The following is a 26195-nucleotide window of genomic DNA, read 5'->3' as shown; positions in this document are numbered from 1 at the left end:
GGAGGCGGTAACAACAAAGCCCCGCAATGCGGGGCTTTGTTGTTTTTCACGGAAGCCGATCAGCCGCCGCGCGGGCCGCCACGGCGGTTGCCGCCACCCGGCGGACGGCCGGCGCCGCCACCGGGGCGGTTGCCGCCACGCGGGCCGCCCGGGCCGCGGTTGCCGCCACCGGGGCGGCCTGCGGCCGGACGCGCGCCGTAAGGGCTGAAGCCCGGGGTGGCGTGGTCGGAAGGGAAGCTCGGGGCATTGCCCGGATGGCCGTAGGGATGCTTGCGCTGGCCCGAACCGGCAGCCTGGCCGCCACCCTGCGCACGACCTTGGCCACCGCCCTGCGGGCGTCCCTGGCCGGGGCCGCCACGGCCGCCGCCGCCGGCACCCGGGCGCGGCTTGCCGTACGGACGGGCCTGGCCTTCGCCGGCCGGGCCGCGGCCGGGGCCGCGGTTGCCGCCCGGGCCGGCGTTGCGGTGGCCGCTGGGGCCGGTGCTCACGCCCTCGGGCACGTACCAGGTGCGGAATGCGGCGGGGTTGCCTTCCGGCAGGCTGCGGTCGCCCTTGGGCTTGCGCTGCTTGAACGGCTTCTGCGACTGCTTGGCCGCCGCTTCGCCGCTGACGGTCAGGCCGCCCTTGAAGCCGCCGCCCTTGCCGCCGCGGCCACGGCCGCGGTCCTCGCGCAGGGTGTCGAAGCGGCGCAGCTCGCGGCCTTCGTCGGCGGTGTTGTGGCCGTTGACGTAGGCATTGCCACGGCCGCCTTCGCGCACGCGCACGGTGGTCCTGGCCGCCTTGCGCTGGCCGATCACCGGCTGCAGGGTCAGCGCCGACGGCGCGCCTTCCTCAAGCTTCAGTTCGGCGCGCAGCGCCTCGACCTGGGCGTTGGGCAGTTCCACCGACTGGCCGCGCAGCAGTTCGCGCGGCAGCTCCACCTTGCCGTAGCGGGTGCGCTTGAGGCGGCTGACCTGGCAGCCCTGCGATTCCCACAGGCGGCGCACTTCGCGGTTGCGGCCTTCCTTGACCACCACGCGGAACCAGTCGTGCGAGTCGGTGCCGCCGATGCGTTCGATCTCGTCGAACTTCGCCGGGCCGTCTTCCAGCGCCACGCCGCGGGCGAGGCGGTCGACGACGTTGTCCGGCACCTTCTCCTGGCCTTCCGGGGCGCGCACGCGCACCACGTACTCGCGCTCGACCTCGAAGGACGGATGCATCATGGCGTTGGCCAGCTCGCCGTCGGTGGTGAGCAGCAGCAGGCCGGTGGTGTTGATGTCCAGGCGGCCAATGGCGATCCAGCGCGCGCCCTTGAGCGGCGGCAGCGACTCGAACACGGTCGGGCGGCCTTCGGGGTCCTCGCGCGTGGTCACTTCGCCTTCGGGCTTGTTGTAGACCAGCACGCGCGAGGGGTCGGTCAGGGCGCTGGCGACGAAGCTGCGGCCATCAAGGTCGATCCTGTCGCCGCTCTTGACCGACATGCCGGTCTGCGCGGTCTCGCCGTTGACCTTGACCAGGCCGTCGGCGATGCGCTGTTCCAGCGCGCGGCGCGAGCCGAGGCCGGCCTGGGCCAGGACCTTGTGCAGGCGTTCTTCCAGCCGCGGTTGTTCGACAGCGGCCTCGCGCTTGAGCGAGAGCTTGTTCAACGACGGCTTGCGGGGGGTGTCACTCATTCTGTTTGGCTCCGGCCGGCGTTTTCTTCGTCGGCCTCTGGTTCGGGATCGGCTTCGTCAACAGCCACGGTCGTCGTCGCGACGGCGTTGTTTCCGGTGTCTTCCACTTCCGCCGCGCGCTCTCCCGGCGCGGCGTCGGGTTCGCCCGTGGGGGCGGTGTCGGGTGCGGCATCCCGGTCATCCGGAGTTGCCGCGGTGTCGTTGTCCTGGCCCACATCGTCGGCCGGCGCCTCGTTGCCGGGCGTCGCCGCGCCGGCGGCGAGCGGAGCGGCCAGCTGGCCGTCGTCGCCCAGCGGCAGCTGCGGCTCCAGCTCGCCGATGTCGCGCAGTTCGGACAGCGGCGGCAGTTCGTCCAGCCGCTTGAGCCCGAAGTAATCCAGGAAGGCGCGGGTGGTGCCGAACAGCGCCGGCTTGCCGGGCACGTCGCGGTGGCCGACCACGCGGATCCACTCGCGCTCTTCCAGCGCCTGGATGATGTTGCTGCTGACTGCCACGCCGCGCACCTGCTCGATCTCGCCGCGGGTGATGGGCTGGCGGTAGGCGATCAGCGCCAGCGTCTCCAGCGTGGCGCGGGTGTAGCGGGTCTTGCGTTCGGTCCACAGCCGCGAGACCCAGCCGTGCACCTCGCGGGTGATCTGGTAGCGGAAGCCGGAGGCGACCTCGACCAGTTCCACGCCACGGCCCTGGCAGGCTTCGCGCAGCAGTTCCAGCGCCCGTTCGACGCTGCCCGGCGGCGCCGGCTGTTCCTCGGGGAACAGTTCCTGCAGCTGCGCCAGGGTCAGCGGCTGGCTGGAGGCCAGCAGCGCGCCTTCGACGATGCGGTTGATCAGCGGTTGATCCATGGGTCGGGAATGGGGCTCAGGCGGGGTCGGTGGTGTCGGCGTCGTCGAATTCGCTGGAGAACTGCAGCGGCGCGTTGGTATTGCCGGCGGCCAGCGACTTGACGTAGATCGGCGCCAGCGGCGCTTCCTGGACGATGTCCAGCAGTTGTTCCTTGGCCAGCTCCAGCAGCGCCAGGAAGGTGACCAGCACGCCGAGCTTGCCTTCCTCGGCGGTGAACAGCGTCTCGAAGCGGTAGAACCTGCCGTCTTCGAGCTGCTCCAGCACGTCGCCCATGCGCTGGCGCACGCTCAGCGCCTCGCGCTTGATGGCGTGGCCGCTGAACAGCTCGGCGCGCTTGAGCACGTCGTGCAGGGCCAGCAGCATTTCCTTCAGGTCCACCGGCGGCGGCACCTTCACCGTGGTCCGGTCCGGCACGAAGGCATGGGCCGGCGTGGTGTCGCGGTCCTGGCGGGGCAGGGCGTCGATGTCCTCGGCGGCCTGCTTGAAACGTTCGTACTCCTGCAGCCGGCGCACCAGCTCGGCGCGCGGGTCGGCTTCCTCGCCTTCCTCGCTGGGCGGGCGCGGCAGCAGCATGCGCGACTTGATCTCGGCCAGCATCGCGGCCATCACCAGGTACTCGGCCGCCAGCTCGAAGCGCAGCTCCTGCATGACGTTGATGTATTCCACGTACTGGCGGGTGATCTCGGCGACCGGGATGTCCAGGATGTCCAGGTTCTGCCGGCGGATCAGGTACAGCAGCAGGTCCAGCGGACCCTCGAAGGCGTCGAGGATGACTTCCAGCGCGTCCGGCGGGATGTACAGGTCCTGCGGGATCTGCAGTACCGGCTGGCCATGCACCACCGCCAGCGGCATTTCCTGCTGCTGCGGAACGGTGGGCGGCGCTGGCGGGTTCGCGGCGGGCGCGAGTTCTGAAGTCATCAGGGCGACATCGGGTGTTGCGAGCCTTTACGTTCCGGGTTCCCGCCCGGGACAGGGTCCTGCCTTCTTGGATTGCAAGCCATGCGCGCCTGTCCGGCGTGCGTGCACATCAACAACGCGACATGCCGCGCTGTCATGCGGCAACGTCATCACGAGGAGGTCGTCTACACAGTCCGGGAAGGAATCGCGGATCGGTCGGACGGCGGTGGCCTGGCCTGCCGCCGCACCGCGCCGTTACAGGCCGGCTGCGTGCAATGGCGTAAAGAGTAATCGCCCGGGCCGGGCGGTGTCCAGCGTCCAGGCGCTAGACTTGCCGGCCATCATTCAGCGGACAAGGAGCGGCGAGCCGTGTGGTACGTGATCGAAGGCTACGACGGGCAGGGCGTGCTGGCCGCGCGCCAGGCCGCGCGGGCGGCGCATCTGGCGCGGCTGCAGGCGCTGCAGGCGCAGGGGCGGCTGCTGCTGGCCGGCCCCTGTCCGGCAATCGATGCCGAGGACCCGGGCGCGGCCGGCTTCAGCGGCAGCGTGGTGATCGCCAGCTTCGAGGACCTGGAGGCCGCCCGCGCCTGGGCCGGCGAGGATCCCTACGTGGCCGCCGGCGTCTACCAGCGCGTGGACGTGCGCCCGTTCCGCAAGGTGCTGCCATGAGCCGGCCGGAGCGGATCCGCGCCGCCTTGGAGGCCGCGTTCGCGCCGCTGCAGCTGGACGTGGAGGACGACAGCCACCGCCATGCCGGCCATGCCGGCGCGCGCGACGGGCGGGGGCACTTCAATGTGTCCATCGTCAGCGAGGCGTTCGCCGGAATGGCGCCGCTGGCCCGCCACCGTGCGGTTTACGCCGCACTTGGCGACATGATGCAGACCGATATCCACGCGTTGTCGATCAAGGCGCGGACCCCGGCCGAAGCGGGGGGCTGATCCGCCCGGCCGGGACGGTGCAGCGCGGCCCAGCGCGGGCCGCGCCAGCGGGTGGACAGGGGCTGTCCTGCCCGGGACATTGCCTGTAACAAATTGTTTACAAGTTGGCGTGGAAACGCTTACAGTCGCCGCGACACCAGCCTGCGGAGGGCACAGCGGTGGCGAAACCGGCAATCACCATCAAGGATGTTGCCCGTGAGGCGAAGGTCTCCGTCGCCACCGTGTCGCGTGCCCTCAACGGCCACGAGAACGTCGCCGAGCCGGTGCGCCGGCAGGTGTTCGAGGTGGCCCGCCGGCTCCGCTACGCGCCGCACGCTGCCGCACGCAGCCTGAGCAGCCGCAGCACCCAGACCATCGGCCTGGTGCTGCCCGACCTGCACGGCGAGTTCTTTTCCGAGCTGATGCGCGGCATCGACGGCGTGGCGCGCACGCACCGCTGGCACCTGCTGGTGTCCAGCTACCACGGTGACCAGGAACAGCAGGGCGTGGCCCTGCAGGCGATGCGTGGCCGCGTGGACGGCCTGCTGGTCATGTCGCCCTATACGGCAGACCCCGGCTTCCTGATGGACAACCTGCCGCCGGCGCTGCCCACCGTGCTGATCAATACGCCGCTGGCGGACGGCCAGTACCCGGCCTTCGGCATCGACGACCATGCCGGGGCCATGGCCATGACCCGGCACCTGCTGGAGGCCGGGCACCGTCGCATCGCCTTCATCGCCGGCCCGGGCGGAAACCACGACGCCCGCGAGCGCCAGCGCGGGTTCGAGGCGGCGATGGCCGCCTCCGGCGCGGCGGCCGAGGCCATCGTCCTGTCCGGCGGTTTCGACGAGGCCTCCGGCTACGCGGCCGGGCAGGCGCTGCTGCGCGAGGCGCGCCTGCCCGACGCGGTGTTCGCGGCCAACGACATGATGGCGCTGGGCTGCCTGTATGCCTTCAGCCAGGCCGGCGTGCGCGTGCCGCAGCAGGTGGCGCTGGCCGGCTTCGACGATATCCCGCTGGCACGTTTCGTTCACCCGTCGTTGACCACGATGCAGGTCAGCATCGCCGACCTCGGCGGGCGGGCGACGTCGCATCTGCTGCACCTGATCGACCGCGATGGCGCCCCGGAAGACGGCGGCGGAACGACCCTGGTACCTACCCTGATCGTGCGCGATTCGACCTCCCGACGAGAACCTTCCTGATCCGTTGCGTGCACGCCGGAACCCCGGCGGCAATGCACCGCAACGAACCGAATGGCAGCCGCGCTGCCGCACCCGGAGAGCAACATGAACCATCCCGCTACCCGCAAGACGCACCCGGCCCGCAGGCTGCTCAGCTGCGCGCTGGCCAGCTGCCTCGTGCTCGGCGCCGCCCCGGCGTTCGCGCAGAGCACCGGCGCCACCATCCGTGGCCAGGTCATGGCCGATTCGGCGCCGGCCGGGCAGGCGCAGGTGACCGCGACCAACCTGGCCACCGGCCTGACCCGCAGCGTGCAGAGCACCGCCAGCGGCAGCTATTCGCTGGCCGGCCTGCCGCCGGGCACCTACCGTGTGGACGTCAATGCCGGCGGCAAGACCAGCAGCCAGAACATCACCGTGCAGGTCGGGCAGACCGCCACCGTGAACCTGGGCGTGGGCGGCGTGGCCGAAACCGCGAGCGGCGCGGCGACGACGCTGGATGCGGTGCAGGTGACCGCGCAGGCGCCGATCGAGACCACGACCTCGGAGATCGCCACCTACATCACGCCCAAACAGATCGAGGCGCTGCCGCAGACCACGCGCAACTTCCTGGCCTTCGCCGACACCGTGCCGGGCATGAGCTTCGAGCAGAACCCGGCCAACGGCGCCACCAAGCTGCGCGGCGGCGTGCAGAGCGCCAACAATGTCAACGTCTACATCGACGGCATCGGCCAGAAGAACTATGTCACCCAGGGCGGGTTGACCGGCCAGGACTCCAGCCGCGGCAATCCGTTCCCGCAGCTGGCCATCGGCGAGTACAAGGTCATCACCTCCAACTACAAGGCCGAGTACGACCAGATCAGTTCGGCGGCGGTGACCGCGGCGACCAAGTCGGGCACCAATGACTTCTCCGGTTCGTTCTTCTGGGACTACACCAACCAGAACTGGCGCGAGCCGCGCGAAAGCGAGAAGAACGGCGCCGGCAAGACCCGTTCGGGCGAGAAGCAGTACGGCGCCGCGTTCGGTGGCCCGATCGTCAAGGACAAGGCGCATTTCTTCGTCACCTACGAGGCCAAGGAATACAACGCGCCGCAGGACCTGTCGCCGGGCGAGGGCCGCACCGCCGCGGACCTGCCGCAGCCATGGCGCGACCAGCTGGGCGCGGCCAGCACCCCGTTCAAGGAAGACCTGTACTTCGGCAAGCTAGACTGGTCGATCAACGACGAGAACCTGGTCGACCTGACCTACAAGCGCCGCGAGGAAAGCGACATCAGCAACGTCGGCGGGCAGAGCGCGCGCAGCTACGGCACCGACACCGGCGTCAACGAGGACCGCTACGACCTGCACTGGCAGTTCTCCAACACCAACTGGCTCAACGACGCGCACCTGACCTACGAAAAGGCGTTCTGGAGCATGGCGCCGGCCAACTACGGCAACGGCATGGTGCTGACCGACGGCTCCTCCAACGACGGCAGGCAGATCTTCCGCATCGGCGCCGGCAACGGCGGCCTGCAGGACAAGGGCCAGAAGGGCTGGTCGTTCCAGAACGACACCACGTTCTTCGGCTGGGAGGGCCACGCCGTCAAGTTCGGCGTCAAGTACAAGCAGGTGGACCTGCAGACCACCGAGCAGCAGCCCTACAACCCGCAGTTCTACTACGACATCAACCAGGGCGGGATGGTGCCGTACTTCGTACGCTTCGGCAGTCCGGCAGCAGGGACCGGCGGTGGATCGGTCACGTCGAAGAACAAGCAGTTCGGCCTCTACATCCAGGACGACTGGGACGTCACCGAGCGCCTGATCCTGAACCTGGGCCTGCGCTGGGATTACGAGAAGACGCCTTCCTACCTGGATTACGTGACCGGCGCGGACGTGCTGGCCTCGCTCAACAGCCAGGACCCGCAGGCCGGCGCCGCGCCGGGCCAGACCTATGCGCAGACGCTGGCGCTGGGCGGCATCGACATCAACCGCTTCATCAGCACCGGCCACAACCGCAAGGCGTTCAAGAGCGCCATCCAGCCGCGCATCGGTTTCTCCTATGACCTCAGCGGCGACGAACGCCACGTGCTGTTCGGCGGCATCGGCCGTTCCTACGACCGCAACCTGTTCGACTACCTGCAGCTGGAACTGACCAAGGCGACGTTCCCGACCCGCGAGTTCATGATCAACTCGCCGGGCCATGCCTGCGATCCGGCCGCGGCCAACTGCCTGGACTGGAGCACGCAGCTGCTGGACCGCGACTACCTGATGTCGCTGGCCAGTTCGACCCAGGCCGGCCGCGAGGTGTGGATGTTCGACAACGATCTGAAGACGCCGTATTCGGACCAGATCAGCCTCGGCATCCGCAATACCTTCGAGGTGATGGGCCACGACTGGAACACGTCGGCCACCCTGCAGCACATCCGCTACAAGGATGGCCTGCTGATCATGCGCGGCAACCGCCGTGGCGACGGCAGCTACTACAACGATTCCGGCAGCCCGTGGAGCGGAGGCGGACTGCCGGGACTGGGCGGACTGATCCTGGCGACCAATGGCTTCGAGTCCAGGAGCAACGCGTTGCTGCTCGGTGCCGACAAGCCTTATACGGCTGAAAGCCCATGGAACCTCAACGTCGCCTATACCTTCACCGACGCCAAGCAGAACATCCATGAGAAGGACCCGGTGTATGGCTGGTACTTCCCGGGTGGCGGCTGGTACGACGGTGCGTGGACGCCGCGCCATCGCCTGGTGGTCAGCGGCTTCACCGACCTGCCCTGGGGCATGAGCGTGGCCGGCAAGCTGACCTTGGCCAGCAAGATCAAGCGCTGGGATGTCGACGGCACCAGCGGTTACGAGCATCCACGCAGCTGGGAGCCGGACGGCACCTATGGCTTCAAACAGTTCGACATGTCGCTGACCAAGACCTGGGACACCGGTACCGACCTGAAGCTGAAGGTCCGCGCCGACGTGATCAACGTGTTCAACTGGACCAACTGGGGCGGCTATGGCATCAACTGGAATACCGGCGTGATCAACAGCTGGGACCAGTACGCGACCCGCACCTTCAAGCTGTCCTTCGGCCTGGACTGGTAAGAGCCCCCGTGCCCGGTCGCCGGCGACGGCGGCCGGGCGGCCTGTCCGCAGGCGTTCCCTTCCTGCCACGGTTGCATCCAACGGAAAGCGTCTTGAGCATCCTGCGTACCACCAAGCTGTTGCTGTGCACCGCCGCCGGCCTCGCGCTGGGCCTGCTGGGCGGGTGCGGCAAGGCCCCCGAGCCGACACCCAAAGTGCTGCCACAGGTGATCCTGATCGAACCGGACCTGCCACCGCGGCCGATGAAGCCCGAACTGCCGCCGCTGTTCGACGACATCGAGCGGCGCACCTTCCAGTTCTTCTGGGATACCACCAACGAGCAGAACGGGCTGACGCCGGACCGCTATCCCTCGCGGCCGTTCGCCAGCATCGCCTCGGTCGGCTTCGCCCTGACCGCTTACCCGATCGGCATCGAGAACGGCTGGGTCAGCCGCACCCAGGCGGTGGACCGTACCCTCACCACGCTGCGCTTCCTGCGCGACGTGCCCACCGGCCCGCAGCGCACCGGCAAGGCCGGCTACAAGGGCTTCTACTACCACTTCCTCGACATGCAGGACGGCCGCCGCTACGACAGCTGGGTGGAGCTGTCCAGCGTGGATACCGCGCTGCTGCTGATGGGCGTGCTGTTCGCGCAGTCCTATTACGACGGCGACGATGCGCGCGAGAAGGAGATCCGGCAGATCGCCGACACGCTCTACCGGCGCGTGGACTGGCAGTGGCTGCAGCGCAACAAGCCGCTGGTGTCGATGGGCTGGTTCCCGGAGAGCGGTTTCATCCAGCACGACTGGATGGGCTACAACGAAGCGATGATGCTCTACGTGCTCGCGCTGGGCTCGCCGACGCATCCGGTCCAGCCCGATGCGTGGACGGTGTGGACGCGCACCTACGACAACGACTGGGGGGTGTTCCAGGGGCAGGAATACCTGTCGTTCGGGCCGCTGTTCGGCCACCAGTACAGCCATGTCTGGATCGATTTCCGCGACATCCAGGATGCCTACATGCGCGAGCGCGGCATCGATTACTTCCTCAACAGCCGCCGCGCCACGCTGGCCCAGCGCGAATACGCCATCGCCAACCCGATGCAGTGGAAGGACTATGGCGAGAACGTCTGGGGCCTCACCGCCGGCGACGGCCCGCAGAACACCACCCAGGAATACAGGGGCGAGCAGCGCCAGTTCCGCCACTACTCCGCGCGCGGCGCCGGCCTGCGCGAGAACTTCGACGACGGCACCATCGTGCCGTCGGCGGCGATTTCCTCGCTGCCGTTCGCGCCGGAGGTGGTGATCCCCGCCACCCAGGAAATGCACCGGCGCTATGGTGATTACCTGTATTCGAGCTACGGCTTCCTGGACTCGTTCAACCCCAGCTTCAACTACGACATCCCGCTCAAGACCGGGCGCCTGATCCCGGACCGCGGCTGGGTGGCCAGCGACTACATCGCCATCGACCAGGGGCCGATACTGGCCGGCATCGCCAACTACCGCGACGAGTTCGTCTGGAACGTGATGAAGAAGAATCCCTACATCCGCAAGGGTCTGGAGCGCGCCGGCTTCGCCGGCGGCTGGCTGTCGCCCGAAGGCGAGGAGTGGCAGCCGCTGCAGAAGGACGACAAGGCCGCGGCCGCGCGCGCGGTGGGCATCGCCGAGTCGCGCGCCGCCGCCGCGCAGGAGCAGAAGGCCGCGGACAAGCCCGCGCCGCGGCCGCAGTAGGCCCGGGCCGGTGATGCTGCGCCTGCCCGCGTTGTTGTGCCTGGTCCTGCTGGTTGGCTGCGCGCGCCCGCAGGAAGGCATCACCCTGCGCTTCTGGGCGATGGGGCGCGAGGCCGAGGTGGTCGGCGAACTGGTGCGCGAGTTCGAGGCGGAGAATCCCGGCATCCGCGTCGAGGTGCAGAACATCCCGTGGACCGCGGCGCACGAAAAGCTGCTGACCGCCTACGCGGCCGACGGGCTGCCGGACCTCTGCCAGCTCGGCAACACCTGGATTCCCGAATTCGCCACCCTGGGGTCGCTCACGCCGCTGCAACCCTACGTGGCCGCCTCGCGCGAGGTCGTGCCCGCCGACTACTTCCCGGGCATCTGGGACACCAACATGGTCGACGGGCAGCTGGTCGGCATTCCCTGGTACGTGGATACGCGGCTGCTGTTCTACCGCAAGGACCTGCTGCGCCAGGCCGGCTACGACCACCCGCCGCGCGACTGGGACGAATGGGAACGGATGAACGCGGCGCTCAAGCAGGTGATCGGGCCGAACCGCTACCCGGTGCTGATGCCGCTCAACGAGTTCGAGCCGCAGCTGTCGCTGGCCCTGCAGCAGGACGATGCACTGCTGCGCGAGCACGACACCCGCGGCAATTTCCAAAGCCCCGGTTTCCGCCGCGCGCTCGGCTTCTACGCCAACCTGTTCGAGCAGGGCTGGGCGCCGAAGATGTCCGAAACCCAGATCTCCAACGTATGGGACGAATTCTTCCGCGGCTTCACCGTGTTCTACCTGTCCGGGCCCTGGAACATCCGCGAGTTCCGGCAACGCCAGCCGGCGTCGCTGGAGGGCGAGTGGGGCACCGCGCCGCTGCCGGGGCCGCACGGCCCGGGTGCCGGCATCGCCGGCGGCACCAGCCTGGTGATCTTCCAGTCGTCCCGGCACAAGCAGGCGGCCTGGAAACTGATCGAATTCCTGTCGCGGCCGGCGGTGCAGCAGCGGTTCCACGCCATCATCGGCGACCTGCCGCCGCGCCGCAGCGTGTGGAAGAGCGCGGCATTGGCCGATGATCCGCTGGCCGCCGCGTTCGGCGAACAGCTGGAGCGGGTCAGGCCCACGCCCAAGGTGCTGGAATGGGAGCGCATCGCCCAGGAGATGCGCATCGTCACCGAGCAGGTGGTGCGCGGCGGGCTGGACCAGGACACCGCGGTGAGACGGCTGGATGCGCGCGTGGACGACATCCTGGCCAAGCGGCGCTGGATCGTCGGGCAGCAGGCGCAGGCGGAGGCCGCACGATGAAGCGGCGCCCGCTCGTCGGCTGGGTGTTCGCCGCGCCTGCGCTGATGGTCATCGGCGTGTTCTTCGGCCTGCCGGTGCTGTCGGCGCTGGCGCTGAGCCTGACCGATTTCGACCTGTACGCGCTGGCCGATGCGCACAACCTGCGCTTCGTCGGTCTGCACAATTACCTGGACCTGCTGCGCACGCCGATGTTCTGGAAATCGCTGGGCAACACCGCGTACTTCGTGGTGCTGGGCGTGCCGCTGTCCATCGCCCTGTCGCTGGGCGCGGCGATGCTGCTCAATGCGCCGGTGGCGCGCTTCAAGGCCCTGTTCCGCACCGCGCTGTTCGCGCCGGTGGTGACCACCCTGGTGGCGGTGGCGGTGATCTGGCGCTACCTGTTCCATACCCGCTACGGCCTGGTGAACTGGGCGCTGGGCCAGGCCGGCATCGATCCGGTGGACTGGCTGGGCGACCCGCACTGGGCGATGCCGACCATCATCCTGTTCGCGGTGTGGAAGAACTTCGGCTACAACATGGTGATCTTCCTGGCCGGGCTGCAGGCCATCCCGCGCGACCTGTACGAGGCCGCGCGCATCGACGGCGCCTCGCGCTGGAGGCAGTTCCTGCACATCACCCTGCCGATGCTCGGGCCGGTGCTGCTGGTGGTCGGGGTGATCACCGTGTCCGGCTATTTCCAGCTGTTCGCCGAGCCCTACGTGATGACCCGCGGCGATCCCCTGCAGAGTACGGTGAGCGTGCTGTATTTCATGTTCGAGGAAGGCTTCAAGTGGTGGAACCTGGGGCGTGCCTCGGCGGTGGCGTTCCTGCTGTTCCTGATCATCCTCGGCGTGACCACGCTGATGCTGCGCCATGGCAAGCGCAGGGAGCTGGTATGAGCGGCGAGATAGGCCAGTCGCGCGCCTGGGGCTGGTGGATCAACGGCGCATTGCTGCTGCTGGCCTTCGTCAGCCTGGCGCCGCTGGCATGGATGGTGTCGGTGTCGTTCATGCCCAGCGGGCAGGCCTCGCAGTTCCCGCCGCCGCTGCTGCCGGGCCAGTTCACCGCCGACAACTACCGCCAGCTGTTCGCGCGCACCGGCATGGCCGGCAATTTCCTCAACAGCCTGGGCATGTCCGCGGCCATCACCCTGGGCTCGCTGCTGTTCAACACCCTGGCCGGCTACGCCTTCGCCAAGCTGCGCTTCGCCGGCCGCGAGCGGGTGTTCCAGGCGCTGCTGGCGGCGCTGGTGATCCCGGCGCAGGTGGCGATGCTGCCGCTGTTCCTGCTGATGAAGCAACTGGGGCTGGTCAACACCTGGGGCGGGGTGGTGGTGCCGGCGCTGGCCAGCGTGTTCGGCATCTTCCTGGTGCGCCAGTACGCGCGCTCGATCCCCGATGAACTGCTGGAGGCCGCGCGCATCGACGGCGCCAGCGAAGCGCGCATCTTCTTCCAGATCGTGCTGCCCATGCTCAAGCCGGTGCTGGTGACGCTGGCGATCTTCACCTTCATGGGCGCGTGGAACGACTTCATGTGGCCGTTGATCGTGCTTACCGACCAGGAGCATTACACCCTGCCGGTGGCGCTGGCTTCGCTCTCGCGCGAGCACATCATGGACGTGGAGATGATGATGGCCGGCGCGGTGATCACCGTGCTGCCGGTGCTGCTGCTGTTCCTGCTGCTGCAGCGCTACTACATCCAGGGCCTGCTGCTGGGCAGCGTGAAGGGGTGAGCCGGCGCGCATCGGCGAACGCCCGGCCCCGGAGGGCCGGGCAGGGCGTTGCGGAACCGGCGGCGCCGCGCCAGGGAGGGCGGCCTGAAGTCGCCGGAGCACCGCCTGCACCGGCCTTCAGTTCTGCGAAAATCCTGCAACGGCCGCCGACCCCGCACCGAGAACATCCCCCATGAACAAGTTTCCCGCCCTCCTGCTGCTTTCCACCGCCATGCTGGCTGGCAATGGACGGGCGGCCGAGGGCGGAAGCCGGGTGCTGGCGAAGTTCGACGACATCGGCGCCTGGCAGCTGATCACCTCGCCGCAGGTCAGCGGCTCGCTGCGGCCGGTGAGCGGCAACGCCGGCCGCGCGCTGTGCCTGGACTACGACTTCCACGAAGTCTCCGGCTACGCCGGCATCCGCCGCCGGCTGGACGTGACCTGGCCGGAAAACTACCAGGTGTCGTTCGGCCTGCGCGGCGACTCGCCGGCCAACGACCTGCAGTTCAAGCTGATCGACGCCAGCGGCGACAACGTGTGGTGGGTCAACCGCACCGGCTACAGCTTCCCGAAGAACTGGACGCGGGTGAACTACCGCAGGCGCCACATCGAGAAGGCCTGGGGGCCGGACCAGGACAAGGTCCTGCGCCGCAGCGCGGCGGTGGAATTCACCATCTACAGCAAGGTCGGCGGCAAGGGCACGGTCTGCTTCGACCAGCTGACGCTGCAGCCGCTGCCGAAGGAGGACGACTCGGCATTGACCGCCAGCGTCATCGCCGACACCGCGACCGCGCTGCAGCAGCGCATCGCCGACGGCAGGCCGGACACCGTGTGGATCAGCGGCGGGGTCAAGCAGCAGACCGTCAGCCTGGACCTGGGCAAGGTGCGCGAGTTCGGCGGCGCGGTGATCCAGTGGGTGCCGGGGCTGGAGGCGTCGCGCTACACGGTGCAGGCCTCCAGCGACGGCCGCGACTGGCACAAGCTGCGCGAGGTGACCGCCGGCGGCGGCGGGCGCGACTGGCTGGCCCTGCCCGAGACCGAGGCGCGCTACCTGCGCTTCGACCTGGTCGACGGCCCCAGCTGGCGCTATGGCATCCGCGACATCAGCCTGAAGCCGCTGGACTTCGCCGGCACGCCCAACGATTTCGTGCGCTCGGTGGCGCGCGACCTGCCGCGCGGGTCGCTGCCGCGCGGCTTCAGCGGCGAACAGCCGTACTGGACCCTGCTGGGCCTGGATGGCGGCCAGGAGCAGGCGTTGATGAGCGAGGACGGCGCGCTGGAAGCGGCGCGCGCCGGCTTCAGCATCGAACCGTTCGTGGTGCTGGACGGCAAGGTGCTGGGCTGGGCCGACGTGACCACCGGGCAGCGCCTGCAGGACGGCTACCTGCCGGTGCCCACCGTCGACTGGAAGCATGAAAAGTTCGACCTGCAGGTGACCGGCTTCGTGCAGGGCCGCCCCGAACAGGCGCAGCTGGTGGCCCGCTACCGCCTGCACAACCCGGACAAGGTGGCGCACGAGTACCGGCTGGCGCTGGCGGTGCGGCCGTTCCAGGTCAACCCGCCCAGCCAGTTCCTCAACACGGTCGGCGGCGTGAGCCGGATCGAGCGGCTGGCGATCCAGGGCGGGCAGGTGGCGGTCAACGGCCAGCCGCGGGTGTTCGCCGCGACGCCGCCCGATGCCGCGTTCGCCAGCGCGTTCGACAGCAAGCTCGACGTCACCCACCTGGCCGACAAGACCCTGCCGGGCACGCGCGAGGTCAACGACCCGACCGGGCTGGCGTCCGGTGCGATGCTCTACACGTGGAAGCTGGAGCCGGGGCAGAGCCGCGAGGTCGCGCTGGTGCTGCCGCAGACCGGCGCCTGGTCGATGCCGGGGAGCTTCGATGCCGACACGGCGCAGCAGCAGGTCGCGGCGATGTGGCGGCAGAAGCTGGACCAGGTGCGGCTGCAGCTGCCCGAGGCCGGCCAGCCGCTGGCCGACACGCTGCGCACCGCGCTTGCGCACATGCTGATCTCGCGGGTGGGGCCGAGCCTGCAGCCGGGCACGCGCTCCTATGCGCGCAGCTGGATCCGCGATGGCGCGATGATTTCCGAAGGACTGCTGCGCCTGGGCCGCGACGACGCGGTGCGGCAGTACCTGGAGTGGTATGCGCCGTACCAGTTCGACAGCGGCATGGTGCCGTGCTGCGTGGACGCGCGCGGCAGCGACCCGGTGCCGGAGAACGACAGCCATGGCGAGCTGATCCACGCCATCGCCGAATACTGGCGCCACACCGGCGACCAAGACTTCCTGCAGCGCATGTGGCCGCATGTGCTGGCGGCCTGGGGTTACATGGAAGACCTGCGGCTGGGCGAGCGCACCGAGGAAAACCGCGCGCGCAACCCGGGTTTCTATGGGCTGATGCCGGCCTCGATCAGCCACGAGGGCTATTCGGCCAAGCCGGTGCATTCGTACTGGGACGATTTCTGGGCGCTGCGCGGCTACAAGGATGCGGCCGCCATGGCCGCGGCGCTGGGGCTGGAAACCGAAGCGCAGGCCATGGCCGGATCGCGCGACCAGTTCCGCCAGGACCTGTACGACTCGCTGCACGCGGCCATGGCCGCGCACCGCATCGACTACCTGCCGGGCTCGGTGGAACTGGGCGATTTCGACGCGACCTCGACCACCATCGCGCTGGCGCCGGGCGGCGAGCAGGGCCGCCTGCCGCAACCGGCGCTGGACAACACCTTCGAACGCTACTGGCGGCAGTTCGTCGAACGCCGCGACGGCGGGCGCCAATGGAAGGACTACACCCCGTACGAGTGGCGCAACGTCGGCGCCTTCGTGCGCCTGGGCTGGCGCGAACGCGCGTGGGAGGCCAGCGCGTTCTTCTTCAAGGACCGCGCGCCGCCGGCCTGGAACCAGTGGGCCGAAGTGGTGTCCTCGACGCCGCGCACGCCGTTCTTCGTCGGCGACCTGCCGCATGCCTGGGTCGCCTCGGACTTCGTGCGCTCGGCGCTGGACATGTTCGCCTACGAACGCGAGATCGACGACGCCATCGTGCTCGCCGCCGGCGTGCCGGCGCCATGGCTGGCGGGCAAGGGCGTCGCCATCGACGGGCTGCGCACCGCGTACGGCCCGCTGCGGTATTCGCTGGTGCGCGGCGACCGGCAGTTGACCCTGAAGGTCGGCGACGGCCTGCGCCTGCCGGCAGGCGGGCTGGTGCTGCCGTGGCCGTACGAAGGCGCTCCGGGCGAGGCCCGCATCAATGGCGAACCTGCCGCGTGGTCGGGCGGGGAGCTGCGGATCACCGCGTTGCCGGCGACGGTGGAGATCGGGATTCCGGCGGAGCTGCGGCGCGGCGAACGCGCCCGGCGCTGAGGCGGGCCGCGCCGCGGTGGCTCCAAGCGGCTCAACCTGGGGGCAGGGCGCGGCTGGCGTTCTCGTGCAGCGCCTCGTTCGGTCGCTCCGGTTGTAGGGAAGGGGGCGCCACGGCCGATGCGACATCTTGCCGGTGCCAAGTCAGAATGAACCCAAGGGCGGCCGGCGACGCCGTGCCGTACCCGGCAACAGAAACGCCCCGTTCCTGCGAACGGGGCGTGTGATGTGCCGTGGATGGCCCGCGCCTGCGGCGCGGCTTCAGCCGGCGCGCACCGAACGCACGATGGCGGCCGCGGCGGCGGCGGATTTCCGCACCTCGTCCCACTGGCCGCTGCGGATCCAGGCGTCGGCCACCATCCACGAGCCGCCGATGCAGACCACGTTCTTCTGGCTGAGGTAGTCGGCCGCGGTGGCTTCGGTGATGCCGCCGGTGGGGCACAGCTTCAGTTCGGGGATCGGGCCGGCCACGCCCTTGATCATCGCCAGCCCGCCCACGGCGGTGGCCGGGAACAGCTTGCAGATGCGGAAGCCGCGCGCCAGCAGCGCCAGCAGTTCGGTGGGCGAGGCGGCGCCCGGCACCACCGGCAGCGGCGCGTCGGCCAGCGCGTCGGCCATGTGCGCCGGCGTGCCCGGGGTCACCAGGAAATCGGCGCCGGCGTCGATGGCCTGGCGCATCTGTTCGACGCTCAGCACCGTGCCGGCGCCGACCACCACGTCGGGCAGCTCGCGTTTGAGCATGGCCAGCGCGTCCATCGCCACCGGCGTGCGCAGGGTCAGTTCGATGGCCGGCAGGCCGCCCTCCAGCAGGGCGGCGCTGACCGCGCGCGCCTGATCGAGGGTGTGGACGGTGACGACGGGAAGGATGCCGGCAGCGGTGAGCAGCTGTTCGGCGCGGTCCTGGTGCTGGGCGATGGTCATGGCGTTGTTCCGGTGGAGCGGGCCGCGACCCGGCCCGCGAAGGTCAGGCGTCCTTGGCTTCGTGCGGGGCCGCGGCCGCGGCGGCGTCATGGCCGAGCTCGTATTCGGCATCGTATTCCCACACGCCGCCATCGGGCCGCGCCGGGCCGCAGGAAATCGAGATGGCGCCCTGGTCGGCCGGGCCGACCACGCGGCGGTTCATCGCGAACAGGTTGCGGCCCAGGTCGGTGCCGGCCGGCGCGGTGTTAGGGGCGACGCCGCGCGCCGCCCACTCGGTGGCGTCCACCAACACTTCCAGCGTGCCGGCCTCGCCGTCCAGGCGGATGATGTCGCCTTCGCGGATGCGGGCGATGGGGCCGCCGCGTGCGGCTTCGGGGGTGACATGGATGGCGGCGGGGATCTTGCCCGAGGCGCCTGACAGGCGTCCGTCGGTGACCAGCGCCACGCGCCGGCCCTGGTTCTGCAGCAGGCCCAGCAGCGGCGCCAGCGAATGCAGTTCCGGCATGCCGTTGGCGCGCGGCCCCTGGTAGCGGACCACGGCGACGAAATCCTGCGGCAGGGCGCCGGCGGCGTGCAGCTTGTTCAGCGCCTGCGGCGCGTCCACCACCACGGCCGGCGCCTCGATCGTGCGGTACTGCGGCTTCACCGCCGACAGCTTGATCAGCGAACGGCCGATGTTGCCCTTGAGCAGGCGCAGCCCGCCCTGGGCCTCGAACGGCTCGGCGGCCGGGCGCACCACCTCGGCGTCGGCGCTCTGCGCGACGGCCGGCGCATAGACGAGCCTGCCGTCGATCAGCCGCGGTTCCTGCGCGTAGGCACGCATGCCGCCCCTGGCGATCGTGGGCAGGTCGTCATGCATCAGGCCGGCGTCCATCAGTTCACGGAACACGAAGCCCGGCCCGCCGGCGGCGGCGAAGCGGTTCACGTCGGCCTCGCCATTGGGGTAGACGCGCGCCAGCAGCGGCACGATCTGCGAGAGCTGGTCCATGTCGTCCCAGGTCAGCACGATGCCGGCCGCGCGCGCCACCGCGATCCAGTGGATGGTGTGGTTGGTGGAGCCGCCGGTGGCCATCAGCGCGACGATGGCGTTGACGATGGCGCGCTCGTCGATCAGCCGGCCCAGCGGCCGGAAGTCGTCGCCCAGCGCGCAGATTTCCAGCGCGCGTTCGGTGGCGGCGCGGGTCAGCGCATCGCGCAGCGGCAGTTCCGGGTTGACGAAGGACGACCCCGGCAACTGCACGCCCATCGCTTCCAGCAGCACCTGGTTGGAGTTGGCGGTGCCGTAGAAGGTGCAGGTGCCCGGCGCGTGGTAGGAGTCGGACTCGGCCTGCAGCAGTTCCTCGCGGGTGGCTTCGCCGGCGGCGTAGCGCTCGCGCACCTCGGCCTTTTTCTTGTTGGGGATGCCCGGCGTCATCGGCCCGGCCGGCACGAACACCGCCGGTAGGTGGCCGAACGCCAGCGCGCCGATCAGCAGGCCCGGCACAATCTTGTCGCACACGCCCAGGTGGATCGTGGTGTCGAACATGTCGTGGCTCAGGCCGATGGCGGTGGCCTGGGCGATGATGTCGCGCGAGAACAGCGACAGCTCCATGCCGCCGCGGCCCTGGGTGACGCCGTCGCACATCGCCGGCACGCCACCGGCGACCTGCGCGGTGGCGCCGAGCGCGCGCGCGGCATCGCGGATCAGCTGCGGGTAATGCTCGAACGGCTGGTGCGCCGAGAGCATGTCGTTGTAGGCGGTGATGATGCCCAGGTTGGCGGTGACGTCGCCGCGCAGCCGGCCCTTGTCGGTCGGGCCGCAGGCGGCGAAGGCGTGGGCCAGGTTGCCGCAGCTCAGGCGCGAACGGAACGGGCCCTCGCGCAGCGCGGCCTCGATGCCCGCCAGATAGGCCGCGCGCGACGGAGCGCTGCGCTGGCGGATGCGTTCGGTGATGGCGTGGATTTTCGGATGCAGGCTCATGGCGTTACGCGCGGGAAAAGGGGAAGGGGAAGCGGGAGCGGCGGGGCAGGGGACAAGGGAAAGTGGACGGAGAGGCCGGGTCTGGATCATGGCTCCGTGTCGGGCGGACCAGGCGATCTTCCATTCCCGCCTCCCTGTTCCCCGTTCCCGGCCTTCACGCGCACCAGTGCACGCGCAGTTTCGTGCCGGGCGCGTCGATGGCGGCCAGTACCGGGTAGCGGTGCACGTCGCCGGAGGCGAGCGCGGCTTCGAGCACCTCCAGCTTCTGCCTGCCGCGCAGCAGCAGCAGGCGGTTGCCGATGGACGCCAGCCCGCGCGGGGTCAGGGTGATGCGCAGGTGCCAGTCCCTGGCCACCGGGCAGCCGCTGGCGTCCAGCGCCGCGTATGGCTTGTTGCCCTGCAGGGCGCGCTCCAGGTCGCGCGAACCGGGAAACAGCGAGGCGGTATGGCCGTCGTTGCCCATGCCCAGCACCACCAGGCAGGCCGGCTGCGAATGCTCGGCCTGCAGGTTGGCGTCGTGCACGCATTCGGCCAGCGATTTGCCCACGCGCACCAGCGGGTCGAAATGCGCCCCTTCGGCCTGGTTGAGGAAACTGTGGCGCACCAGCCAGGCGTTGCTGTCGCGGTCCTGCGGCGACAGCCAGCGTTCGTCGGCCAGGCCGACTTCCACCCGCGCCCACTCCAGCGGCTGCTCGGCCAGCATTTCGTAGACCGGCGCCGGCGTGGTGCCGCCGGACAGCAGCATGCGCGCGCGGCCGCGCTGCCCGATCTCGTGGCCGAGGATCGTCGCCATTTCGTGGGCCACGCTCTCGGTCCACGCCTCTTCGTCGGAATGGCGCACCAGGGTCAGGCGTTCGGAAAGGTCGCTCATGCGGAGGCTCCGGTGGGGGCCTGTTCCAGGTCCAGCGCGTAGGCGGCCGCGCCGAGCAGGCCGGGGCAGGGGTGGACGATGGCCAGCGAGGGCACCTGCGACAGCGTCGCGGTGAAGCGGCCCTTGTTCTCGAAATGGCTGCGGAAGCCGGAATGCTGCAGGGGGCCGAGCAGCCGCGGCACCAGTCCGCCGGTCAGGAACACGCCGTCCCAGGCGCCCTGCACCAGCACGGCGTCGCCGGCGACGGCGCCGAAGATGTCCATGAAGACCTCGATCGCCCGCATGGCGACCGGGTCGCCGGCGGCGGCGCGTTCGCTGACCTGCGCCGGCTGCAGCTGCCCGGGGTCCTGGCCGGCGATCTCGCTCAGCGTGCGGTGCAGGTTGACCAGGCCGGGGCCGCAGATCAGTCGCTCGTTGGAGACGCGGCCGAACTGCTGGGTCAGGATTTCCAGGATGCGGATCTGCTCGGGCGTGGTCGGCGCGAAACTGGCGTGGCCGCCTTCGGTCGCCAGCGGATAGCAGCGGCCGTCGCGCACCAGCAGACCGCCCACGCCCAGCCCGGTGCCGGGGCCGATCACGCAGTAGTTGCGCGGTACCGACAGCGCGGCCGGCTGCCAGCCGGCGCCACCGACCTGGACCACGTCGGCCGGGCGCAGCAGGGCCACCGACATCGCCTGGGCGACGAAGTCGTTGATCAGGTGCAGCCGCGACATGCCCAGCTGCGCCGCGGTGCGCGAGCGCGAGATCACCCACGGATGGTTGGTGATGCGGGCCTCGTCGCCGTCCACGCGCCCGGCCACGGCGAACACGCCGCTGCGGACCTCGGCGCTACGCTCCTGCAGGTAGCAGGCGGCGGCTTCGGCCAGCGAAGGAAAGCGCGCCACCGGGTATTCGCCGATGCTGTCCTGGTCCAGCGGCGTGGCGGCGGTGGTGTCGGCCAGTGCGAAGCGCGCGTTGGTGCCGCCGATGTCGGCGACCAGCACGTGTGCCGCGGGACCGCTCACGACGCGTTGCCCGAACGGGTGTCGGCGACGATGGCCGCGGGCAGGAACAGGTGCGACTGCTCCGGGCCCCAGCTGCCGGCCGGGTACGGTTCCATCGGCAGGTTGGCGGCCTTCCAGGCATCGCTGACGCTGTCGATCCAGGCCCAGGCCGCGCGCACTTCGTCGTCGCGCACGAACAGCGCATGGTTGCCGTTGAACGCGTCCAGGAACAGGCGCTCGTAGGCGATGCGGCGGTGCAGGCCGGTCGGCACCGACAGTTCCAGCTCCAGCGGCTGCAGTTCCAGCGCGCCCCATTCCGGGCCGGCCAGCGAACTCATCAGCCCCAGCTGGATGTTCTCCTGCGGCTGCAGCTGGAAGGTCAGCCGGTTGGGCTGGGCGTGGCGGCGGTCGGGGCGCTCGAACAGCCAGTGGGTGACCGGCTTGAGGTTGACCTCGATGCGGGTGGTGCGCTCGGGCAGGCGCTTGCCGGTGACCAGGTGGAACGGCACGCCGGCCCAGCGCCAGTTGTCGATGTGCGCGGTGACGCCGACGAAGGTCTCCGCCTCGCTGCCTTCCGGCGGCTGGTAGGCCTGCGCCGGCTGGCCGTTGATGGTGCCGGCGGTATAGCGGCCGCGCACGCTGTCCTTGGCCGCATGGCGCGCGTCGAGCGGGCGCAGCGCGCGCAGCACCTTGACCTTCTCGTCGCGGATGCGGTCGGCTTCCAGCGAGGCCGGCGGCTCCATCGCCACCAGGCACAGCAATTGCAGGATATGGCTCTGCACCATGTCGCGCATCGCGCCGGAACGCGAGTAATACGAATCGCGGCCGTCCACGCCATCGCTCTCGGCCACCATGATGTGCACCGATTCGATGTAGTTGCGGTTCCACACCGCCTCCAGCAGGGTGTTGCCGAAGCGCAGCGCCATCAGGTTCTGCACCGCCGCCTTGCCCAGGTAGTGGTCGATGCGGAATACGCGGTCCTCGTCGATCAGGGCGCCGATCGAACGCAGGATTTGCTCGGCGCTGGCGCTGTCCGAGCCGATCGGCTTCTCCAGCATCAGCCGGTGCGGCGCCGACAGCGCGCCGCCCTGGGCCAGGCCCTCGCAGGTGGAGATGTACAGGCCCGGCGGAATCGACAGGTAGCTCACGCAGCGGCGGTCGTTGAATTCGCGCACCGCGTCGGCGATCGAGCCGGGGTCGCGCAGGTCCACCGAGCGGTAGTCGATGCGCCGCAGCAGGTTGTTGATGTCGTCCAGGCTGGCCTGCGGCAGCGCCTGCTCCAGCCGCGGCCGCAGCACGTCGCGGAATTTCTCGGTGTCATGCGGCGACAGCGCCATCGCGCGCACCCGGAAATCCTCGGGCAGAAGGCCGTCGCCCAGCAGGCGCAACAGGGACGGGAACAGATAGCGCTGGGCCAGATCGCCTGTGGCACCGAACAGGAGGAGGGTGTCGTGCATGGCTCGAGTTTCGTGGTCTGGTGACATCGTTGTCAATCGCCCTTCTCTATGTTCTGGTTGCTGTTCCGGTGAGCGTTCCGCAGCCCGCGACCGCACCTGCACCGGGCCCGGGTGAGCGGGACGGGACAGGCTCGGAGGGAAGGCGGCCCGGGCGCGCGGAGGAGGGCCGGCGTGGGTTTCCACGGGCGCTGCCGCGAGCCGTTGATGGTGCCATGGGAAAACGTTTGCGTGGCAGAATGTTTCCACTGTATTCGTATTCGGCAGCGGTCGTCCCGGCCGCGTTGGCGGCAAGGCGTCGCCATCCACTTCGCCGGTCGCCACGGGCGCGTCCGGATTGAATGAGGCAGACGATGGCGGACGTGCGGTTCGACGGAGTACGCAAGGTCTACGACAACGGCCAGGTCGCCGTGCACGGGGCCAGTTTCGACATCGCCGACGGCGAGCTGATGGTGCTGGTGGGCCCCTCGGGCTGCGGCAAGTCCACCCTGCTGCGCATGGTGGCGGGGCTGGAGGAGATCAGCGCCGGCACGCTGTCCATCGGCGGGCGCGTGGTCAACGACGTGGCGCCGAAGGACCGCGACATCGCCATGGTGTTCCAGAACTACGCCCTGTACCCGCACATGACCGTGGCCGAGAACCTGGCCTTCGGGCTGAAGCTGCGCGGCCACGACAAGGCCGAGATCGTGCGCCGCGTGCAGGCCGCCGCCGACATGCTGGGCCTGGGCGGGATGCTCGACAAGCTGCCGCGGGCGATGTCCGGCGGCCAGCGCCAGCGCGTGGCGCTGGGGCGCGCGCTGGTGCGCGAGCCGGCGGTGTTCCTGCTGGACGAGCCGCTGTCCAACCTCGACGCCAAGCTGCGCCATTCGGTGCGGACCGAGATCGCGCAGCTGCACCGCACGCTGGGCACGACCATGATCTACGTCACCCACGATCAGGTCGAGGCGATGACCCTGGGGCAGCGCATCGTGGTGCTCAACGACGGGGTGATCCAGCAGATCGACACGCCGATGGCGCTGTACGAGCGCCCGGCCAACCTGTTCGTCGCCGGGTTCCTGGGCAGCCCGGCCATGAACACGCTGCGCGGGGCGCTGCGGGCCGTCGCGGACGGGTACTTCGAACTGGACGTGGGCGAAGGCCGGCGGGTTCCGCTCGGCCGCCCGCCGATACCGCCGGACTGGTCGGGGCGCGACGTGGTGGTGGGCATCCGCCCGGAGCACCTGCAGCCGGCGGCCGGCGAAGCAACGTTCGGCGCGCTCATCGAGAGCATCGAGCCGGTCGGCAACGAGATGTTCGTGAACCTGCGCCACGGCGCGTGGCCGCTGGTGATGCGGGTGGCGCCGCAGGCGCTGCCCGCGGTGGGCGAGGGGATCGAGGTGGCGGTCGCGCCCGCGGCCCTGCATTTCTTCGACGCGGCCAGCGGCCTGCGCCTGGAGCCCGGGGCGTAGCGGACCTGCTACGCCGTATTGGAACTCCAGCCCGCGGCGCCGGCGGCCTGCCGCATCAGCGCGCCAGGCCGTCGAGCAGGTCGAGGCGGACGGCGTTGCCGCCGCCCACTTCCAGTGCGCCGTCGGGCAGGTCCAGCGGCAGTACCGCCAATGCCAGCGCGCCGGCGCTGCTGGCAACGGTGCCGACGTTGGCGCCGCCCTGCGTCACCGCATCGCCCGCGGCGATGACCGTACCGGCATGCAGCAGCACCAGCGAGCGCTTGGCCTTGCCCAGAAAGTGGGTGCGGGCCACGATTTCCTGGCCGGGATAGCAGCCCTTTTTCACGCTGTAGGCGGAAAGGCGGTCCAGCCCCAGTTGCTGCGGCGTCCACTGCTCGCGCTGCGCGTCGTCCAGCCGTGGCAGCCCGAAGCGCAGGTCCGACTGGCGCCAGGCCAGCTCCGCCGCCTCTTCATGGGGCGCGTTGCCCGCTTCGGCCAGGCGCAGCGTGCGCGGGCAGGCGCCGCTGCCGACGTCCAGCTCGATGGCGCCATCCCCCAGGCGGGCGAGCGCGGCACCCTGCGCCTGCGATGGCGGCTGGAAGGCAGCCTCGACGGCAAGGTTTGCGGCAGGGGCGATGGCGACCTTGCGCCGGAATACGAAGCGCCGCAGCTGCCCGGCCATCGCCTCGGCGCCGCCGTCGTGGCAGACCAGCAGCAGGTGCTCGGCGTCCAGGCGCAGCAGCTGGAACACCGCCAGCACCCGGCCCTTGGCGGTCAGCCAGGCGTTCCACTGCCAGTGGCCGTCGGCCAGCGACGGCACGTCGTTGGCGAACTGGGCCTGGGCGAAGGCGAGCGCATCCGGGCCGGAAAGGCCCAGCACCTGGGGCTGGCGCAGTGTGCGCAAACCGCTGAAAAGAGGGGCGAGGTTGTCAGACACGTGAACGGGGACTAAAATTTGTGCGTTGCGAGACCGATCATGATAGGCCAAACAACCCCCACTCCCGAGGACGGAACCGAAGCCCCGCCGGAACCGGAGAAGCAGCCGCTTCCCGAGGCCGGATCGGTGCCGCAGGAAATCGGCGGACGCGGCGGACTTGATCCGGTGCGTTACGGCGATTGGGAGAAAAACGGTCGCTGCATCGATTTCTGAGCAGCGTCAGCCAACGCGGCAACCGCCGCCCAGCCGAGATAACGAGTCAGCGAATGGCGAACAGACCCCGCCCCCTTTCTCCGCACCTGCAGGTGTATCGCTGGCAGATCCAGATGGCCACCTCGATCCTGCATCGAGCCACCGGCATCGTTCTGTCCGTCGGAGCCCTGATCATTGCCGGCGGCCTGCTCGCCCTGATGATGGGCCCCGAGTCCTGGAACTGCTTCACCACCCACGCCAGCGCGTGGTACGGCAAGGTGATCCTGTTCGGCTGGACCTGGTGCTTCGCCTACCACCTGTGCAATGGCATCCGCCACATCATCCAGGACTTCGCCATCGGCTACAGCAAGCCGGCCTTCATCCGCAGCAGCTGGCTGTCGGTGATCGGCTCGCTGGTCATCACCGCGCTGGTCTGGGCCTATGTCAGCTTCGGAGGCGCCGCATGAGCAATTTCCGCACCCCCCTGAAGAACGCACGCGGTCTGGGCAGCGCCAAGTCCGGCACCATGCACTTCATCCACCAGCGCCTGACCGCCACCGCGCTGGTCGCGCTGACCCTGTGGTTCCTGTGCTTCGTGCTGAGCCTGGTCGGCGCCGACTATGTCACCGCCGTCACCGCCGTGGCCAAGCCGTGGAACGCGATCGCGCTGGTCGGCTTCCTGGTCGCCATGTTCTGGCACGCGCAGCTCGGCCTGCAGGTCGTGCTCGAGGACTACATCCACAATTCGCTGATGGCACTGGCCCTGCAGACCACGGTCAAGTTCGTCGCCGTGCTCGGCGCGATCGTCAGCATCTTCGCGGTCGCCCGCGTCGCGCTTGGGAACTGATA

At 69.7% G+C, this 26195-nt stretch carries 22 protein-coding genes; 13 read left to right on the top strand and 9 right to left on the bottom strand.

The features are described from left to right. Positions 1-59: 59 nt before the first annotated feature. The 3 genes from AC06FP_RS05945 to AC06FP_RS05935 are packed head-to-tail and all read right to left on the bottom strand — an operon-like array spanning position 60 to position 3413. The gene (locus tag AC06FP_RS05945; protein ID WP_478074880.1) at positions 60-1652 is read right to left on the bottom strand and encodes a pseudouridine synthase; all 1593 of its coding nucleotides are present in this window, start codon (positions 1650-1652) and stop codon (positions 60-62) included. Beyond that, complete coding sequence (scpB, locus tag AC06FP_RS05940) at positions 1649-2494, bottom strand: SMC-Scp complex subunit ScpB (protein WP_478074879.1); 846 nt, start codon at positions 2492-2494, stop codon at positions 1649-1651. The genes AC06FP_RS05945 and scpB overlap by 4 nt, the downstream gene beginning before the upstream one ends. A 16-nt stretch (positions 2495-2510) precedes the next feature. Next, entirely contained in the window at positions 2511-3413 is a 903-nt protein-coding gene (locus tag AC06FP_RS05935; RefSeq protein ID WP_456119163.1) for a segregation and condensation protein A, read from the bottom strand. Between the two features lie 348 nt (positions 3414-3761). Here AC06FP_RS05935 and AC06FP_RS05930 point away from each other — a divergent pair, with 348 nt between their 5' ends. The 9 genes from AC06FP_RS05930 to AC06FP_RS05890 all read left to right on the top strand — a co-directional run bounded on the left by AC06FP_RS05930 (position 3762) and on the right by AC06FP_RS05890 (position 16604). Beyond that, positions 3762-4061 (top strand): YciI family protein, encoded by a 300-nt coding sequence (locus AC06FP_RS05930; protein WP_456119164.1) that lies wholly within the window; start codon positions 3762-3764, stop codon positions 4059-4061. Then, positions 4058-4330, top strand: coding sequence for a BolA family protein (locus AC06FP_RS05925; RefSeq protein WP_456119165.1), 273 nt, complete (start codon positions 4058-4060; stop codon positions 4328-4330). The genes AC06FP_RS05930 and AC06FP_RS05925 overlap by 4 nt, the downstream gene beginning before the upstream one ends. A gap of 158 nt (positions 4331-4488) precedes the next feature. Continuing rightward, positions 4489-5511, top strand: a complete 1023-nt coding sequence (locus AC06FP_RS05920; RefSeq protein WP_456119166.1) for a LacI family DNA-binding transcriptional regulator — start codon at positions 4489-4491, stop codon at positions 5509-5511. Positions 5512-5595: 84 nt separating this feature from the next. Then, positions 5596-8559, top strand: a complete 2964-nt coding sequence (locus AC06FP_RS05915) for a TonB-dependent receptor (RefSeq protein ID WP_478074878.1) — start codon at positions 5596-5598, stop codon at positions 8557-8559. A gap of 101 nt (positions 8560-8660) precedes the next feature. Continuing rightward, on the top strand, positions 8661-10268 hold the full coding sequence (locus tag AC06FP_RS05910; protein ID WP_478075293.1) for a glucoamylase family protein: 1608 nt from the start codon (positions 8661-8663) through the stop codon (positions 10266-10268). Positions 10269-10284: 16 nt separating this feature from the next. Then, a complete protein-coding gene (locus AC06FP_RS05905) occupies positions 10285-11553 on the top strand; it encodes a sugar ABC transporter substrate-binding protein (protein ID WP_456119424.1) in 1269 nt (422 codons plus the stop codon). After that, positions 11550-12431: a carbohydrate ABC transporter permease gene (locus AC06FP_RS05900; RefSeq protein WP_478074877.1), complete on the top strand. Its 882-nt coding sequence runs from the start codon at positions 11550-11552 to the stop codon at positions 12429-12431. The genes AC06FP_RS05905 and AC06FP_RS05900 overlap by 4 nt, the downstream gene beginning before the upstream one ends. Next, on the top strand, positions 12428-13264 hold the full coding sequence (locus AC06FP_RS05895; RefSeq protein WP_478074876.1) for a carbohydrate ABC transporter permease: 837 nt from the start codon (positions 12428-12430) through the stop codon (positions 13262-13264). The genes AC06FP_RS05900 and AC06FP_RS05895 overlap by 4 nt, the downstream gene beginning before the upstream one ends. 211 nt (positions 13265-13475) lie before the next feature. Next, positions 13476-16604, top strand: a complete 3129-nt coding sequence (locus tag AC06FP_RS05890; protein ID WP_478075292.1) for a discoidin domain-containing protein — start codon at positions 13476-13478, stop codon at positions 16602-16604. 258 nt (positions 16605-16862) lie between these two features. On the opposite strand, the gene eda is transcribed toward AC06FP_RS05890, so the two are convergent. The 5 genes from eda to zwf all read right to left on the bottom strand — a co-directional run bounded on the left by eda (position 16863) and on the right by zwf (position 22793). Then, entirely contained in the window at positions 16863-17522 is a 660-nt protein-coding gene (gene eda, locus AC06FP_RS05885; protein ID WP_478074875.1) for a bifunctional 4-hydroxy-2-oxoglutarate aldolase/2-dehydro-3-deoxy-phosphogluconate aldolase, read from the bottom strand. 43 nt (positions 17523-17565) lie between these two features. Then, positions 17566-19482, bottom strand: a complete 1917-nt coding sequence (edd, locus tag AC06FP_RS05880; RefSeq protein ID WP_478074874.1) for a phosphogluconate dehydratase — start codon at positions 19480-19482, stop codon at positions 17566-17568. A 154-nt stretch (positions 19483-19636) separates the two neighbouring features. Next, positions 19637-20353: a 6-phosphogluconolactonase gene (gene pgl / locus AC06FP_RS05875; protein ID WP_478074873.1), complete on the bottom strand. Its 717-nt coding sequence runs from the start codon at positions 20351-20353 to the stop codon at positions 19637-19639. Then, positions 20350-21357, bottom strand: coding sequence for a glucokinase (gene glk, locus AC06FP_RS05870; protein ID WP_478074872.1), 1008 nt, complete (start codon positions 21355-21357; stop codon positions 20350-20352). Before glk ends, pgl begins: the two co-directional genes overlap by 4 nt. Beyond that, the gene (zwf, locus tag AC06FP_RS05865) at positions 21354-22793 is read right to left on the bottom strand and encodes a glucose-6-phosphate dehydrogenase (protein ID WP_456119176.1); all 1440 of its coding nucleotides are present in this window, start codon (positions 22791-22793) and stop codon (positions 21354-21356) included. The genes glk and zwf overlap by 4 nt, the downstream gene beginning before the upstream one ends. A 350-nt stretch (positions 22794-23143) precedes the next feature. On the opposite strand from zwf, the gene AC06FP_RS05860 reads away from it, so the two are divergent. Continuing rightward, entirely contained in the window at positions 23144-24238 is a 1095-nt protein-coding gene (locus tag AC06FP_RS05860; RefSeq protein WP_478074871.1) for an ABC transporter ATP-binding protein, read from the top strand. Between the two features lie 55 nt (positions 24239-24293). On the opposite strand, the gene ygfZ is transcribed toward AC06FP_RS05860, so the two are convergent. Further along, positions 24294-25154, bottom strand: coding sequence for a CAF17-like 4Fe-4S cluster assembly/insertion protein YgfZ (gene ygfZ / locus AC06FP_RS05855; RefSeq protein ID WP_478074870.1), 861 nt, complete (start codon positions 25152-25154; stop codon positions 24294-24296). Between the two features lie 39 nt (positions 25155-25193). Between ygfZ and AC06FP_RS05850 the strand changes: the two genes are divergently transcribed. From AC06FP_RS05850 to sdhD, 3 genes are read left to right on the top strand one after another with little or no spacing between them, the layout of a single operon-like run. After that, a complete protein-coding gene (locus tag AC06FP_RS05850) occupies positions 25194-25367 on the top strand; it encodes a DUF1674 domain-containing protein (protein ID WP_456119179.1) in 174 nt (57 codons plus the stop codon). A 53-nt stretch (positions 25368-25420) separates the two neighbouring features. Further along, positions 25421-25813 carry a succinate dehydrogenase, cytochrome b556 subunit gene (sdhC, locus tag AC06FP_RS05845; RefSeq protein ID WP_433851371.1) on the top strand — a complete coding sequence of 131 codons (393 nt, stop codon included), beginning with the start codon at positions 25421-25423 and terminating at the stop codon, positions 25811-25813. Then, entirely contained in the window at positions 25810-26193 is a 384-nt protein-coding gene (gene sdhD / locus AC06FP_RS05840) for a succinate dehydrogenase, hydrophobic membrane anchor protein (RefSeq protein WP_456119180.1), read from the top strand. Before sdhC ends, sdhD begins: the two co-directional genes overlap by 4 nt. Positions 26194-26195 lie beyond the last annotated feature (2 nt).

Source organism: Stenotrophomonas sp. Steno-Z2 (assembly GCF_056393235.1).
The sequence above is the reverse complement of the archived record's forward strand: the minus strand, read 5'-3'. Positions and strand labels throughout refer to the sequence as shown.

What these genes read in the sequence shown, in the direction of transcription:
- AC06FP_RS05945 (WP_478074880.1), bottom strand. Translation starts at nt 1,652, where the DNA reads ATGAGTGACACCCCCCGCAAGCCGTCGTTGAACAAGCTCTCGCTCAAG.
- scpB (WP_478074879.1), bottom strand. Translation starts at nt 2,494, where the DNA reads ATGGATCAACCGCTGATCAACCGCATCGTCGAAGGCGCGCTGCTGGCC.
- AC06FP_RS05935 (WP_456119163.1), bottom strand. Translation starts at nt 3,413, where the DNA reads ATGACTTCAGAACTCGCGCCCGCCGCGAACCCGCCAGCGCCGCCCACC.
- AC06FP_RS05925 (WP_456119165.1), top strand. Translation starts at nt 4,058, where the DNA reads ATGAGCCGGCCGGAGCGGATCCGCGCCGCCTTGGAGGCCGCGTTCGCG.
- AC06FP_RS05915 (WP_478074878.1), top strand. Translation starts at nt 5,596, where the DNA reads ATGAACCATCCCGCTACCCGCAAGACGCACCCGGCCCGCAGGCTGCTC.
- AC06FP_RS05900 (WP_478074877.1), top strand. Translation starts at nt 11,550, where the DNA reads ATGAAGCGGCGCCCGCTCGTCGGCTGGGTGTTCGCCGCGCCTGCGCTG.
- AC06FP_RS05895 (WP_478074876.1), top strand. Translation starts at nt 12,428, where the DNA reads ATGAGCGGCGAGATAGGCCAGTCGCGCGCCTGGGGCTGGTGGATCAAC.
- AC06FP_RS05890 (WP_478075292.1), top strand. Translation starts at nt 13,476, where the DNA reads ATGCTGGCTGGCAATGGACGGGCGGCCGAGGGCGGAAGCCGGGTGCTG.
- eda (WP_478074875.1), bottom strand. Translation starts at nt 17,522, where the DNA reads ATGACCATCGCCCAGCACCAGGACCGCGCCGAACAGCTGCTCACCGCT.
- edd (WP_478074874.1), bottom strand. Translation starts at nt 19,482, where the DNA reads ATGAGCCTGCATCCGAAAATCCACGCCATCACCGAACGCATCCGCCAG.
- pgl (WP_478074873.1), bottom strand. Translation starts at nt 20,353, where the DNA reads ATGAGCGACCTTTCCGAACGCCTGACCCTGGTGCGCCATTCCGACGAA.
- zwf (WP_456119176.1), bottom strand. Translation starts at nt 22,793, where the DNA reads ATGCACGACACCCTCCTCCTGTTCGGTGCCACAGGCGATCTGGCCCAG.
- AC06FP_RS05860 (WP_478074871.1), top strand. Translation starts at nt 23,144, where the DNA reads ATGGCGGACGTGCGGTTCGACGGAGTACGCAAGGTCTACGACAACGGC.
- AC06FP_RS05850 (WP_456119179.1), top strand. Translation starts at nt 25,194, where the DNA reads ATGATAGGCCAAACAACCCCCACTCCCGAGGACGGAACCGAAGCCCCG.
- sdhC (WP_433851371.1), top strand. Translation starts at nt 25,421, where the DNA reads ATGGCGAACAGACCCCGCCCCCTTTCTCCGCACCTGCAGGTGTATCGC.
- sdhD (WP_456119180.1), top strand. Translation starts at nt 25,810, where the DNA reads ATGAGCAATTTCCGCACCCCCCTGAAGAACGCACGCGGTCTGGGCAGC.